The following is a 13,654-nucleotide window of genomic DNA, read 5'->3' as shown; positions in this document are numbered from 1 at the left end:
CTCGCTTAGTTATACGCAATCACGCCGCATGCAACACGCTTGCAAGGGGCTAACCACCAGTCATATTCATGAATCGTACCAGTTGCTCACCCGGATCCAGGCTAAAGTCATGGCGCTCCGGTTTGATCGCCATGGCACCAATAATGGCGTGGCGAAGGGGGGCATCATCCTCCGGGTGAGCGCGAAGCACGGCGCGCAAATCCACACTGTGCTCATGACCCAGGCACAAGAGCATACGCCCCTCAGCAGTCACCCGCACCCGATTACACAATTCGCAAAAGTTTTGCGAATGAGGGGAAATAAAGCCGATACGGCTATCGCTGCCGGCCACTTTCCAGTAGCGCGACGGCCCGCCCGTCTTTTCAGTCAGGGGCAGCAAGTTAAGGCGCCTGGACAGCCCGGCTCTCAGCTCCTCGGAGGACACAAACTCAAGGCCACGATCGTGCTCGGTGATCTGACCCAGCGGCATCTCTTCGATAAAGGAGATATCCAGGCCCTTTTCCAACGCAAAATCCACCAGCGCCGGCACCTCATCATGGTTACGTCCGCGCAGGATCACGCTGTTCAATTTGATTCGTGCAAAGCCGGCCTGACGAGCCGCCTCAATGCCCGCCAGCACCTGACTCAGGTCCCCGGTACGGGTGAGTTGGCGAAAACGCTCAGGGTTGAGGGAGTCCAGACTGATATTGATTCGAGACAGCCCGGCCGCTTTCAATTCAGCAGCATAGCGGTCCAATCTCGAACCATTAGTGGTCAAATTCAGTTCACTCAGCCCTGAAATGGCACCAATATCGCGCACAAGCTGTGCCACATCCCGACGCACCAACGGCTCTCCACCGGTGAGACGGATACGTCGCACCCCCAGCTCCACCAACACCCGAGCCAGCCGCCCCATCTCTTCCAGCGTCAGCACCTGGGCCCGAGGCACAAAGGTCATGTCCTCCGCCATGCAGTACACACAGCGGAAGTCACAGCGGTCGGTGACCGACAGCCTTACATAGTCAATGGTGCGCCCGAAGCCGTCCTGCAGCACCGCCGGGCGGGCGGAATCAGTGCTATTCATGGTCCCACTGTAGCAAACCCCGGGCCAGCCCGTCGTGACCCGGTAACAGACTGAAGCAATAACGTTTGTCGGCCCAACGGGCCAGTATCCAGCCTCAGGTTGGTCAGGCCGCCCGCGCTCTTGTTAGAATATGGGCCTTTCCGGGTGTGACGGCCCCGTTTTGGCCGTCACATTCCAAATTCATCTACCCCAAAAGGGTTTCCATGCAAATCTCAGAAAACGCCGTAGTGTCCATCCACTACACCCTGACCAACAGCGCCGGCCAGACCATCGATTCTTCCATTGAGCGTGGCGAACCCCTGGCGTACCTGCACGGCGCAGGCAACATCATCCCCGGCCTGGAAAATGCTCTGGTGGGCAAACAGGCTGGCGACAAACTGGATGTGACCGTTGCCCCGGAAGAAGGTTACGGCGAGCGTCACGAACAACTGATCCAGCAAGTGCCGAAAAGCGCCTTTGAAGGCAGCGAAGACAACCTGCAGCCAGGCATGCAGTTCCAGGCGCAGACCGAAGCTGGCCCGCGCATCTTCACCATCACCGCAGTAGAAGGCGATGAAGTCACCGTAGACGGCAACCACCCGCTGGCCGGTGAAACCCTGAACTTCGCCGTGGAAATCACTGAAGTGCGCGAAGCCTCAGACGAAGAAAAAGAGCACGGCCACGTACATGGCCCGGGTGGTCATGATCACTGATCGTTAACACCCTGCTCCACAAAAAAGGCTCCCTGGGGGAGCCTTTTTTTATACAGAGGCCAGAAGCTAGACAGCCGAGGACGGACGTACAACCCCGCTAAACAACCCCATGCAACCCAAGGGCTGCACAGACACATTATCCAGACGACGCTCCAGTTCCCGCTTCAAACCATCAAGGGAATCGTCCTGATTGGAAAACACACCTTTGACGTTGTAGAGCTTCATCAGCCCTTTCGCCATCGCTGAGCATTCCACCCCTCCCTGCAGCAAAGTAGCGCCAAACACTGTTGCACCGGGATTCATCAACGGCAGCAGGTTATCCAGCGCCACCACCTTTTCCGTCATGCTGCCGGGCAGACAATGCAACAGCAGGTTCATGGCCAGCGAATCAAAACGCTCGCCCTCGAAAGACACCTGCTCCAGCACATTGCTGCGATGCATCTGCGGTTGATAGCGCCGAATGCGTTCCGCACAGGCGGAAAGGCTGTTGGGGTTCAGGTCCATCAATACAATGCGTGGCTTGGCAGACGGAAAGGTTACCTTGTCCAGGAAATAGCCGGTGCCCACCCCCACATCCAGATGATTACTGGTGATGTGTTGCTGGTAGTTAGCCAGCAACTCGCTGGACGGACACTTCCATAACCAGCGACAGGACAAGCCCAGCACGGCCTGATCATACATTTTCAATGTTATCGGCGTGTAGATCGCCTGACCTGCATGTGCAGCATCGTTTCGCATGACACCCTCCCTGGTCACAGAAACACGGAATATACACCAGCCTCTTTTGAATACTCTCTGCGCTAGCGCCCTTGATCCTGGGCGCATTAGTCATGATCACATGACGACGCCCCCGCTCAGCGGGCAACGGAAGTGAGCACATCCCCCAGACGGAAATTGAACGCCATGCTGATGCGCGGTTTTTCCTCATAGTGCGGTGCCACCATATGCATCAGGTAACCGGGGAACAGGTACAAGGTGCCATTCCTGGGCGTATAACTCACCGTGGAGGACTTGCGATAGGGTGCCCCTACCGGGACTGGGTCAAAGAACATGATGTCGCCCGGGTGAATACCATTACTTTCCTCAGAAGGGCTTTCTTCCACATCCACATAGATGCAGCCACTCCACTCGCAGGGCAGATGGGCGTGGGGGGCATTCCAGGCACCGAAGTCATTGATGTTGGCCCACAGCGAGCTGAGAAAAACCGGTGACTCGGTACCGCCACCCTCAGCATGGCGAATCAGTTGCACGCCCAACTGATAAATTTGCTCGGTCAGCCACTGCAAAAGAGGATCAGACGACTTGTGCAGGTCATCCCGGGAGTGCCAGCCACGCTGATTGGAACGGGCAACCCCTTCCTCTTCAGCCTGAAGCGCCAATAACCGGTCCCGCAGTAACTCGCGCTTTTCCAGCAAACCCGGCAGCTGTGCCTCAAAAATGGGCACACCAAAATGCCAGCGATTTTCCACCTGTGTCGTCATTTTTCCCCCTAAAGACCTGACGTCGCGCCTGAAACGCCGTTATTATGCGTAGATTCTTATAAGGATTGCCAACCAAGCGGCAACCATGGGCATTGGGGTGCCCGGATCACCACTCTCAAATGGGGGAAATACCATGCTTCGTATTCCGGGGGCGATCAGCCCTGCAAAACCACTTGCCGCAGCCATCGCCATCGGCCTTATCGCAAGCGCCCATGCAGACGGCATTTCTATCTCGCTTCCGAATCCTTCCTGCGCCAGCTATACAGTGAACGCCACACCAGCCACAGATACACCTGACACACTGACACTGGATGAGGCTTTGGCTCGGTTCAGCAGTGAATGTAACGCGGCCTCTGACAGCGCCGCCATCACAATCGCCGACAGCCTTGCCGGAATGACTCTCAGCAATGGCGTATCACTGCCCCTGAACAACGCACGGCAACTGAGCATTGTCAGCACCGCCACCACACCACCCGTCATTACGGTGGAGAGCAACTCATACCCTCCCCTGTTCAGCGTTGCCGATAACGCCACCCTGAAACTGCAGGGTCTGCATTTGATAGGCTCTTCCAAGATCAGTATGGGATCACCCGCAGAACAAAGCGCGATAATGGTGACTGGCGCCAATCTGGAATTAAAAGAGGTGATGACCCGGGATTTTTATGCCAGCGATAAAGGGGCGGCCATTCAGGCCAACGACGGCGCCACCGTGACCATCACCGACAGCGTGTTTGTGGACAACATGTCTGCCAGCAGCACGGGGGGCGCTATCGCCGTGGCTAACAACATCAATGGCGCCACTGCGATGACCATTACGGGCAGCGAGTTTCATCGCAACAGCAGCGAAGTCGCCTCCGGCGGAGCGCTGTATGCCGAAAACACCGACCTGACCATCACCGATTCCATTTTCACCGAGAACCAGGCCGGCAGCAGTATTGGTGCCGACTCCAGCGGCGGGGGCGCTGTTGCCGCAGTGGGGGGAAGTGCGGAATTCAACAAGTCCAGGCTGACCATCACTGGCAGCGAATTCCGCAATAACCAGACCTACGGCCACGGCGGCGCCCTGCTGATTGACTCCAGCAACCCGGTAACCGTCACTGACTCGGTGTTCGACCAGAACACCGCGACCAGCGTAGACATGGGCGCCACAGGTTCGCAGGCCCAGGGCGGCGCCATCAGCATGGAACGCGTTAACACCACGCTGTCCGCCAACACCTTTAGCGGCAACCAGGCCAATGGCAAACACACTGGCGGCAACGGTCTGGGCGGGGCACTGCACATTGGCGCAACCAATTATTTCCCGGCAACTCGCACCGGCGGTGTCATTACCATCACTGACAGCACCTTCCACAACAACAGCACCACTGGGGATACCCTTGTCGGCGGCAGGGCTTATGGGGGTGGCATTTATGTTGATAACAGCGATGCCGGTCAGGTTGTTACTGTGAACATCTCAGGTAGCACTCTCAGCCAAAACAGCGCCCAGGACGGCGGCGCCCTGGCACACAGAGGGAGACAGGGCCTGCTCAGCATTCTCAACAGCACCCTCACTGGCAACAGCGCCAGTGTGAGTGCTGCCGGTATATACCTTGATCAACCGGCTACCGACTCAATCAGCATTGCCCATAGCACGCTGGTCAATAACATCCTGGGCAATTCGGACACAGTAGGTTCCGGCTTGTATCTGACCGGTTTCCCTGAAGGCAGTGGCCTCTCCATTAGCCATACTGTGATCGCCAATAACAGCGGTGGCGTGGGCAACCTGTGCGTCAACTCCAATACGGAAGCCAGCCTGATCGTTGACCACAGCTTTATCGCCGACGCCGGCGCTCAAGCCGGCTGCGCGCCGATAGACAGCGTTGCGGGCAATCTGATTGGCAGCAATGACATTCCTCTGGATCCCAAACTTCAGGATCTGGGCCTTTATGGCGGCAACAACTTCGTCTTCATGCCCGCTGCCGACTCACCGCTTGTCGATGCCGGCAACGTCAATATTGAAGGCGCACCGGAGACCGATCAGCGCGGCAACGCTCGTATCTTCAATGGCGTCATTGATCTCGGTGCCGTCGAGCGTGGCGCCAACAACAGCGCAACAGTAACCATTCCGGGCAGCGGTAGCGGCGGAGGTGGCACCCTTGGGGCTGCATTACTCGGCTTGCTCTGCCTGCTCGGCCTGCGCCGCAAGCAGTAACACCGACAAGGGCTCCGCAAGGAGCCCTTTTCTTTTATGCCGCTGAGCGGCTGCAACGCGCTTCAAGCAACATGTAGTACGCAAAGATCAAAAGCGGATTGATTGCAATTGCGAAAGCAGAGCGGTCAGATCCAGGTGCTCATCCAGCATATCGGCCAGCCTGTCCAATTCGACCTCGCGGTGCACAGCATAGTCCACCGCTTCGCCTGACGTCATTCCCGCCCATGCGAGCAGACTCTCCGTGGCCTCAGCGCTATCGAAAAGGCCATGCAGATAGCACCCCATCACTTGTTGATCCGGGCTTATCGCGCCATCCAGATAATCAGCCAGTTTCAACATCGGCCGGGACATTGCGGCCCCCTCGGTGACGCCGTTATGAATTTCATACCCATGAATGGCGGCACCCGTTGGCAAGTAGACTCCGCCAACATTACGAAGCTGCTTGCCGGGAACCAGCCGGGTCGACATATCCAGCCAGCCAAGCCCTTCGCTACTACCCGGATCACTCTCCAAACCCTCGGGATCATCAATGCGCTCCCCCAACATCTGAAAGCCGCCACAGATACCGAGCAGTTTTCCACCGTATCGCAGATGGCGCTCAATCTGCCGATCCCAGCCCTGTTCGCGAAGAAAGGCCAGATCGGCACGGGTGGCCTTGCTGCCGGGCAGAATCACCAGATCCGCCGGCGGCCATGCCTCACCCATTTTGACAAAGCGCAGGTTCACACCAGGATGCAAACGCAGCGGATCGAAATCATTATGGTTGCTCATGCGCGGCAGCAGCGGCACCACCACATTAAGCGCCCCCGCATCGTGGCCGCCCTGCTCATCAACCGCGTCTTCTGCATCAAGCGTAAGGCCATGCAGATAAGGCAGCACCCCGAACACCGGTTTACCGGTACGCTCTTCCAGCCAGTCCAGCCCGCCCTGCAGGAGCGACAAATCACCACGAAAACGATTGATCACAAAACCCCGGGTGCGTTTCTGCTCCGACTCGGATAGCAGATCCAGGGTGCCAACAAGATGGGCGAAGACACCACCACGATCGATATCAGCCACCAGGATCACCGGACAATCCACCATCTCGGCAAAGCCCATGTTGGCAATATCATTCTCGCGCAAATTGATTTCCGCCGGGCTCCCGGCCCCTTCCACAACAATCACGTCGTAGCGTGTCGATAAATCCTGCCAGGCTGACAGCACCGCTTCCCGTGCGGTCTTTTTATAGGCGTGATAATCCAGCGCCTGCATATTGCCCAACACCTGGCCACGGATAATCACCTGAGCGCCCATGTCGGTCTGCGGCTTCAACAACACCGGATTCATGTCACTGTGCGGTTCAATACCACAAGCCAATGCCTGCAAGGCGGTGGAGCGACCGATCTCGCCGCCATCTACCGTAACGGCACTATTGAGCGCCATATTCTGCGGCTTGAACGGCGCCACCGAATAACCGCGCCGCGCAAACCACCGACATAACGCCGCCACCACAGTGCTCTTCCCCGCATCAGAGGTGCAGCCCTGGACCATCAGCGCAATCATGAGCTACAAGCCTCAAGCTTCAAGCTAAAACACGGGGAGAGGTGTTTTGCAAATGGCACCGCTCCTGCCGCGACGCTTCGCCCTGAGCATATTCGCGTCTTATGAAAAATCAGTCTGTAATCGCTTTCCCGCGTTGCAGCTTGCAGCTTGTAGCTTGTCGCTTTCTTCACAGCTCGACGCCCTTCTGCGCCTTTACTCCCTGATCCTTGAAGGCATGCTTGACCACTTTCATTTCTGTCACAGTGTCGGCCAGTTCAATCAGTTCCTTCGGGGCATACCGTCCTGTCACAACCGCATGCTGCATGGCAGGGCGGCTTTGCAGATCATCAAGCACCCGATCCAGATCAATGTATTCATAGCGCAGGGCAATGTTCAGCTCGTCCAACAGGATGAGATCGTAGCTGTCGTCGCTCAACATTTTTGTGGCGATATCCCATGCAGCATTCGCTGCAGCAACATCCCGCTCCCGGTCCTGAGTGTCCCAGGTATATCCCTCGCCCATCACGTGATAATCCACATTGGGCAGGTCCCGGAAAAACGCTTCCTCACCAGTGCAGAATGCACCCTTGATAAACTGCACCACCCCCACTTTCATGCCATGGCCCAATGCACGGGCAACCATACCAAACCCGGAACTGCTCTTGCCTTTTCCCGGACCAGTGAGCACCAGCAGGATGCCCTGCTCCTTGTCCGCGTTGGCAATGCGCTCGCGCATGATTTGCTGTTTTTTCTCCATGCGCCAGGCATGGCGTTCCTGGCTCTTCGGATCTTGTCTCATCGTTATGCTCTCGTTACTCAGTGAGGGTTCCGCTGAAGATGCCGGCCACCATTTCCGGTGCCGAAGGAAAATAGCCATGAAAGAAACTGGCAACCAGATTGCCACTGCGATAAATCGGCTCACCTTCCGTACCCGACTGCTTCTGGCTTTTCCAGCTTGCCGTCAGTGGGGTCTCGACCACAGCATGGTGAAACGTGTGCCCGCGCAGCGTGTGGCCATGCAAAGGCCAGGCATGCATACCCAGCCCCTGCAGTTTTTTTGTCAACGTTGCCGTTCCCGGCATCAGACCGAACCCAGAGTGCACAGCACCGTCTCCGTCGACCAGCTGCGTCATGCAACTCATCAGCCCCCCACATTCAGCAAGGATCGGTTTATTCGCACGATGATGCGCCATGATCGCATCACGCATCCCGGTGTTATCACTCAGAATAGCGCCATGCAGCTCCGGATAACCGCCGGGCAACCACAGCGCATCCACCTTTGGTAGCGCTCGGTGCTGCAATGGCGAGAAGAATTCCAGCTCCGCCCCCATGGCCCGCAACAGATCCAGGTTGGCGGGATAGATAAAGGCAAAGGCCGCATCACGCGCCACACCAATACGACAACCCTGCAACAAGGCGGGTGGAGCCGCCGGAGGCTCGGCATCAAATGTCACCGGCGCCGGTAACCGATCCAGTCCCGCCTGCAGCAGGACCTCCGCTGCCCGATCCAACCGCGCATCCAGATCCGTCAACTCACCGGCTTGTACCAGTCCCAGGTGCCGCTCTGGCAAGTTCAGCGCCTCGTCCCGGGGCAGGCAGCCCAACAGGGACAGGGAATCAGGCAGCCCTTCCTTCAACAGTGCACCATGACGCTCACTGGCCACCCGGTTGGCAATCACTTCGGTGACACGCAGATCGTCACGATAGCTGGCCAGCCCTAACGCTACCGCCCCAAAGGTCTGGGCCATGCCCCAGGCATCAATCACCGGGATTGCCGGAATACCCGCCAGCACGGCAAGGTCCGCACTGGACGGTGTGCCGTCGAACAAGCCCATCGCGCCCTCAACCAGGATCAGATCGGCTTCCTGAGCCGCCTGGGCCAGCCGCCACCGGCACTCGTCCTCGCCGGTCATCCAGGGCTGCAACTGGTACACCGGAGCACCGCTGGCCACCTCCAGCACCATGGGATCCAGGTAGTCCGGGCCGAACTTGAATACCCTGACCCGGCGCCCGGCGTTGCGGTGCAAGCGGGCCAGAGCGGCGGTGACCAGTGACTTGCCCTGTCCGGAACCGGGGGCGCTGATCAGCGCCGCAGGTACGGTGGCAACAAGTGGATTGGACATGATGATCTCTTCGTTAAAATCAGGTTGGCACAAAGACCGGCTTGCCGTTCACCGTGGTCACCGAAAGGGATTGGTCGTAAAGCCGCTCCAGTACTTGCGGCACCAGCATGGTGTCTGCCGGCCCAAAGCACAGTTCGCCGTCGGGAAACAGCAACAGAATATGGTCACACCAGCGGGCCGCCAGATTCAGGTCGTGCAGGCACATGAACACGACCGCTCCCTGCTCCGCCTGTTCGTGCAACAAGGCCATGACAGCGACCTGATGATGCAGATCGAGATGGTTGGTCGGTTCATCCGCCAGCCAGATGGCGGGCTGCTGCGTGAGCGCCGTCGCGATGGAGACACGCTGGCGCTCGCCGCCTGACAAGGTACTGACCAACCGATTCTCCAGCGGCGACAGGGACAGCTTTTCCAGTGCCTGTTGGGCCAGATGAACATCGCCATCACTCTCCCGCTGCCACGGAGAGAGAAAGGGATGACGACCAATCAAGGCTGTCTCCAGCACGGTGGCGGGAAAGCTGTCCTGACGTTCCTGAAATACCACCGCCAACTTTTGTGCCAGTGCGCGGCGCTTCAGTCGGGTCAACGATTGTCCGTCGAGCAGCACCTCCCCGCTGCGCGGCGGACGTAACCCGGCCAGGGTATGCAAGAGACTGGTCTTGCCCGCGCCATTGGGTCCGAGCACCCCCCAGCGCTGGCCGGATTGGATACGGGCATTGAAGGGATTGCCTGCGCTGCGTCCCGGGATGTCTACCACCAGCTGGCGCGCTTCCAGTACCGCCATCAGCGACTCCGGTACAACAGGAAAAGGAAGGTCGGCACCCCCAGCAAGGCCGTGATGACCCCCACCGGCAATTGCTCCGGTGCCATCAGGGTCCGGGCCAGCGTATCGGCGACGGTGAGCAATGCCCCCCCTGCCAGCACACTGGCGGGCAGTATCAAGCGTTGATCATTGCCCAGTACCAGACGCAGCATATGAGGCACGATCAGGCCGACAAACCCGACGCTGCCTGCAGTCGTCACGGCAACCGCCGTGAGCAGACTCGCCAGGGCATAGACCCCCCACTCAAGGGGTTTGACGGCCACCCCCAGCGCAGCAGCCTGTAACTGCCCGCGGGCAAGCACATTCAGACTGCGCCCCAGAGGCAGCGTCAGCAACAGCACGGGGATCAGAACCACCCACGCAGCCAGGGGGGAATCCGCATAGCTGAGGTCGCCCATTAGCCAGTACAGCATGCCGGGCAATTTTTCCGTGGGGCTCAGCGTCAGCAGGAAGGTAACGACAGCCCCCCAGCCAGCCGCGATGACCACCCCGGTAAGCAGCAAGCGAGCCGGCGTCCAGCTGCCACGCCCCTGCGCCAAACCAAACACCAGTACTGTGGACAGCAAGGCACCGAGAAAAGCCGACCCGGACACCAGAGCCGTGCCCAAGCCGAGCAACATGGCGAGCAGGGCCCCCACCGCCGCCCCACCGGAAATACCCAGCACGTAGGGGTCTGCCAGCGGATTACGCAGCAGCACCTGCATCAGGGCTCCGGCCAGAGCCAGCAGCCCCCCGGTGGCAAACGCCGACAGGGCACGGGGTGCCCGCAGGGAAAACACCAGTTCGTGATGCAGGATTTGCCCTTCGCCAGACAGCACCGCCAGCAACTCATCCAGAGAAATGGAAACGCTGCCCACTGCCAACGCCATCAACAGGCTCAGCAGCCCACCAACCCCCAGTAACAGTAATGCCGGCAACGACCGACTAGCGACGGGCACGAGCGGTATCCAGGTGTTGGCAAAGGGTTCGAGTGCCCGCCAGCATTTGCGTCGTGGGGCGCTGCAGGGTTGAGGGAGGAACGAAGAACAGGTTGCCCTGCTTGACCGCCTGCAAGGACTGGAAGGCTTTCCAGGGCGCCAGCCAGCCCGGGCTGTCTTCCCCCATTCCGCCGGCCACGATCACCTGCGGGTCCTTTTCCAGCACCGCCTCGCGACTGATTCGCGGCGCCAGAGCGTCGAGCTCACCGAACACGTTCACTCCGCCGCAGGTGCGAATGGCCTCGCTGATCAGGTGCTGTTCATTCACCGTCATCAAAGGCTCATCCCAGACCTGATAAAACACCGTGACAGGCGCTGCACTGGCATGGCGCGCTTGCAGTGCCGCAATGCCGGCGCGGAACCCATTCGCCGCGCCGTCCGCCACCCCACTGGTGCCTGCCAACGTTCCCAGCCGCTCAATGGTGCTACTGACATCTTCGAAACGTCTCGGTTCGCTGACATAGACCACAAAGCCCATATCCATCAGGCGCTCAACGTCACCCATGGGGTTGCCACTTCGCCAGGCCACGATCAGGTCCGGCGCAGTGGCGACAATGGCTTCCAGATCAAGGCGTTTGTAACTGCCAACGCGGGGAAGCTTGCGGGCCGCCGGGGGATAATCGCTGAAACTGACCGCGCCAGCCATGTGCTGGCCCGCGCCGGCAGAAAACAGTAATTCCGTGGCGCCGGGAGAGAGCGCCACAATGCGCTTGGCGGGCTGCGGGACACACACCTGACGATCTGCATCATCCGTGACGCACAATTCCGCATTGGCTGACAGGGCCAGTCCCAGCAAGATTCCAACCATCACTTTGTGCATGTTCATTGGTGTCCCTTTGGCCGACGCAACCACGCCCTTCAGTGGACGGCACGATGGAACCCCACCGTGCCACTCAGCACTACAGGGTATCGTAGCTGACACTCACCATCACGGAACGCTCGGCGTTCAGATAATCCCAACCACTGAAGTTCCGCGCGGTGGTGTATTCCTTGTCCAGTACATTCTCGACCACAACCCGGCCGGTCCAGTTCTTGGCAAACTGCCAACCGGCCCGCAGATCCAACAATCCGAAGCCGGACAGTCGCTGGGTGTTGGCCGCATCATTGTAACGGTGTCCCTGGAAACTGGCGGTGCCACCCAGGGAAAATTCGCCGATCTGACGATCCACATCAAGCCGCCCCATACGCTGAGCGCGACGTGCGATGATGGTTTCGTTCTCCTCGTCTTCCGGCTTGAGGGCAGAAAACGCCAGCCTGGCACGCCACTGCTGCCACTCCAGCCCCATGGCCAACTCGGCACCTTCCACTGTGGCTTTTTCCACATTGCCGGGCGCCATCACAACCGGGTCGTAACTGATCAGGTCATCAATATTGCTACGGTAGAGGGCTGCATCCCAGTACCAGACGCTGTACTGACCGCGCATGCCAACCTCACCGGTTTCCGAGGATTCCGGCTTCAGCTCAGCGTTGCCAAAACCCGGGTAATAGAGATCGTTGAACGTCGGTGCCTTGAAGGCCGTGCCATAGCTAGCGCGAACACGGTGCTGACGATCCAGCTTGTAACCCACCGCCGCCGCCCCGGTCACCTTGCTGCCAAACGCATCATTGTCGTCATGGCGCAGGCTGCCTTGCAGATCAAGCGGCCCGAAGTTCAACAGGGCCTGACCAAAGGCGGCCTTGTTGTCGCGGCGGGTCTCGTCGTATTCATTGTCGCTGGTGATTTCATCACCCTGGTATTCACCTCCGACAATGAACTGGTGATCGCCCAACAGGAACGTGTTCTGCAGATTCGCGGTGCGAGTGCGGGTATCAAAGATGCCGTTGCTCAACCCTTCTGCAAAGTCCTCACTCTCGTCCTTGGCCTGGCTCAGCAGGGCTTTTACCTGCCAGTTCTCGGAAACCCAGACATCCCCTTTCAGCCCGGCCACCTCAAGCATGAAGTCGGTGTCACGCAGGTCTTCAGGGGCCCCGCCCTCATACTCGCTGTTGCCTTCAGCACGAAAACCGAACACGCCGACACTGCCAGCATCTCCAAATTGATGGCGGATTTTCACGATACCGGAAGTGTTGTCGTAACCGCGGTCTTCGCTGTCTTCGCGCAGCACCGTACCGTCGGTATCAAAATAATTTGCGCCTACGGTCGCCGTGGTTCCGCCATGGGTCAGCGAGCTACCCGCCCCAAGGTTCCAGGTGTTGAAGGTACCGCCTGCAGCATTCAGCCAGGTGCCCTCATCGCGGGTAAACACCTGCACCACACCACCTACCGCATCCGCACCGTAGAGGCTGCCACGGGGACCACGCACAATTTCGACCCGCTGCATCATTTGCGGCGGCAGATACTGCCACGCCGGGCTGCCCGCCGTGGCGGAACGCAGCCGCACGCCATCGACCAACAACAGCGTCGAATCGCTGGAGGTGCCACGGATAAACACGCTGGCATTCTTGCCGAAAGAGCCGTTGCCGGTGGTATCGATACCCGGCTGGCCGCGCAGCAGGTCCGCCATGTCCACAGGTTGCTGCTCGCGCAGGGTTACTTCGTCGACAACGGTAACAGAAGACAGGGTCGCTTCGGCGGTCTGACTGGTCAGGGTAGGCGTCACCACCACCGGATCCAGCATGGCGTACTGTTCGCCATCCGCGCTTGAGTCGGAAACCGCTGCCAGAGGCAACAGTGAAAAGGTTGCGGCCGCGCCGGCAGCCAGAAAACGGAATGTCATGGATGTGATCCCCTTTGCCGTGCCCACCCGCACAGCATGGATTTAGCTGCAGCGGACACAACTCGG

12 protein-coding genes are annotated in these 13,654 nt (G+C 59.1%); 2 read left to right on the top strand and 10 right to left on the bottom strand.

The window, feature by feature from the left end; all coding sequences use genetic code 11:
• Window positions 1–49: 49 nt before the first annotated feature.
• The gene (moaA, locus tag GFN93_RS05210; protein WP_153499507.1) at window positions 50–1,063 is read right to left on the bottom strand and encodes a GTP 3',8-cyclase MoaA; all 1,014 of its coding nucleotides are present in this window, start codon (window positions 1,061–1,063) and stop codon (window positions 50–52) included.
• A 203-nt stretch (window positions 1,064–1,266) separates the two neighbouring features.
• On the opposite strand from moaA, the gene GFN93_RS05205 reads away from it, so the two are divergent.
• Complete coding sequence (locus GFN93_RS05205) at window positions 1,267–1,755, top strand: FKBP-type peptidyl-prolyl cis-trans isomerase (RefSeq protein WP_153499505.1); 489 nt, start codon at window positions 1,267–1,269, stop codon at window positions 1,753–1,755.
• 66 nt (window positions 1,756–1,821) lie between these two features.
• On the opposite strand, the gene GFN93_RS05200 is transcribed toward GFN93_RS05205, so the two are convergent.
• Together GFN93_RS05200 and GFN93_RS05195 are read right to left on the bottom strand one after the other, a co-directional pair.
• Window positions 1,822–2,493 carry a class I SAM-dependent methyltransferase gene (locus GFN93_RS05200; protein ID WP_153499503.1) on the bottom strand — a complete coding sequence of 224 codons (672 nt, stop codon included), beginning with the start codon at window positions 2,491–2,493 and terminating at the stop codon, window positions 1,822–1,824.
• 116 nt (window positions 2,494–2,609) lie between these two features.
• Window positions 2,610–3,236, bottom strand: a complete 627-nt coding sequence (locus GFN93_RS05195; protein ID WP_153499501.1) for a TIGR02466 family protein — start codon at window positions 3,234–3,236, stop codon at window positions 2,610–2,612.
• 133 nt (window positions 3,237–3,369) lie between these two features.
• Here GFN93_RS05195 and GFN93_RS05190 point away from each other — a divergent pair, with 133 nt between their 5' ends.
• Window positions 3,370–5,427, top strand: coding sequence for a choice-of-anchor Q domain-containing protein (locus tag GFN93_RS05190; RefSeq protein ID WP_153499499.1), 2,058 nt, complete (start codon window positions 3,370–3,372; stop codon window positions 5,425–5,427).
• A gap of 87 nt (window positions 5,428–5,514) precedes the next feature.
• Here GFN93_RS05190 and GFN93_RS05185 read toward each other — a convergent pair whose 3' ends face one another.
• The 7 genes from GFN93_RS05185 to GFN93_RS05155 form a co-directional block, all read right to left on the bottom strand.
• Entirely contained in the window at window positions 5,515–6,969 is a 1,455-nt protein-coding gene (locus tag GFN93_RS05185; protein ID WP_153499497.1) for a cobyric acid synthase, read from the bottom strand.
• 166 nt (window positions 6,970–7,135) lie between these two features.
• Window positions 7,136–7,747 (bottom strand): cob(I)yrinic acid a,c-diamide adenosyltransferase, encoded by a 612-nt coding sequence (gene cobO / locus GFN93_RS05180; protein ID WP_153499495.1) that lies wholly within the window; start codon window positions 7,745–7,747, stop codon window positions 7,136–7,138.
• Window positions 7,748–7,760: 13 nt separating this feature from the next.
• Entirely contained in the window at window positions 7,761–9,071 is a 1,311-nt protein-coding gene (locus GFN93_RS05175; RefSeq protein WP_153499493.1) for a cobyrinate a,c-diamide synthase, read from the bottom strand.
• A 19-nt stretch (window positions 9,072–9,090) separates the two neighbouring features.
• On the bottom strand, window positions 9,091–9,855 hold the full coding sequence (locus GFN93_RS05170) for an ABC transporter ATP-binding protein (protein WP_153499491.1): 765 nt from the start codon (window positions 9,853–9,855) through the stop codon (window positions 9,091–9,093).
• Window positions 9,855–10,832, bottom strand: coding sequence for a FecCD family ABC transporter permease (locus GFN93_RS05165; protein ID WP_328594273.1), 978 nt, complete (start codon window positions 10,830–10,832; stop codon window positions 9,855–9,857). Before GFN93_RS05165 ends, GFN93_RS05170 begins: the two co-directional genes overlap by 1 nt.
• Window positions 10,819–11,697, bottom strand: coding sequence for a cobalamin-binding protein (locus tag GFN93_RS05160; RefSeq protein ID WP_328594272.1), 879 nt, complete (start codon window positions 11,695–11,697; stop codon window positions 10,819–10,821). The genes GFN93_RS05165 and GFN93_RS05160 overlap by 14 nt, the downstream gene beginning before the upstream one ends.
• 73 nt (window positions 11,698–11,770) lie before the next feature.
• Window positions 11,771–13,588, bottom strand: coding sequence for a TonB-dependent receptor domain-containing protein (locus GFN93_RS05155; protein ID WP_153499489.1), 1,818 nt, complete (start codon window positions 13,586–13,588; stop codon window positions 11,771–11,773).
• Between the last annotated feature and the right edge of the window lie 66 nt (window positions 13,589–13,654).

This window comes from Alcanivorax sediminis, assembly GCF_009601165.1.
Taxonomy (GTDB): Bacteria; Pseudomonadota; Gammaproteobacteria; order Pseudomonadales; family Alcanivoracaceae; genus Alcanivorax; species Alcanivorax sediminis.
This window is presented reverse-complemented; position numbering and strand designations above follow the sequence as displayed.

Coding starts and splice junctions, on each gene's coding strand:
- GFN93_RS05155 (WP_153499489.1), bottom strand. CDS start 13,588: ATGACATTCCGTTTTCTGGCTGCCGGCGCGGCCGCAACCTTTTCACTG.
- cobO (WP_153499495.1), bottom strand. CDS start 7,747: ATGAGACAAGATCCGAAGAGCCAGGAACGCCATGCCTGGCGCATGGAG.
- GFN93_RS05190 (WP_153499499.1), top strand. CDS start 3,370: ATGCTTCGTATTCCGGGGGCGATCAGCCCTGCAAAACCACTTGCCGCA.
- GFN93_RS05195 (WP_153499501.1), bottom strand. CDS start 3,236: ATGACGACACAGGTGGAAAATCGCTGGCATTTTGGTGTGCCCATTTTT.
- moaA (WP_153499507.1), bottom strand. CDS start 1,063: ATGAATAGCACTGATTCCGCCCGCCCGGCGGTGCTGCAGGACGGCTTC.
- GFN93_RS05170 (WP_153499491.1), bottom strand. CDS start 9,855: ATGGCGGTACTGGAAGCGCGCCAGCTGGTGGTAGACATCCCGGGACGC.
- GFN93_RS05200 (WP_153499503.1), bottom strand. CDS start 2,493: ATGCGAAACGATGCTGCACATGCAGGTCAGGCGATCTACACGCCGATA.
- GFN93_RS05175 (WP_153499493.1), bottom strand. CDS start 9,071: ATGTCCAATCCACTTGTTGCCACCGTACCTGCGGCGCTGATCAGCGCC.
- GFN93_RS05205 (WP_153499505.1), top strand. CDS start 1,267: ATGCAAATCTCAGAAAACGCCGTAGTGTCCATCCACTACACCCTGACC.
- GFN93_RS05160 (WP_328594272.1), bottom strand. CDS start 11,697: ATGAACATGCACAAAGTGATGGTTGGAATCTTGCTGGGACTGGCCCTG.
- GFN93_RS05185 (WP_153499497.1), bottom strand. CDS start 6,969: ATGATTGCGCTGATGGTCCAGGGCTGCACCTCTGATGCGGGGAAGAGC.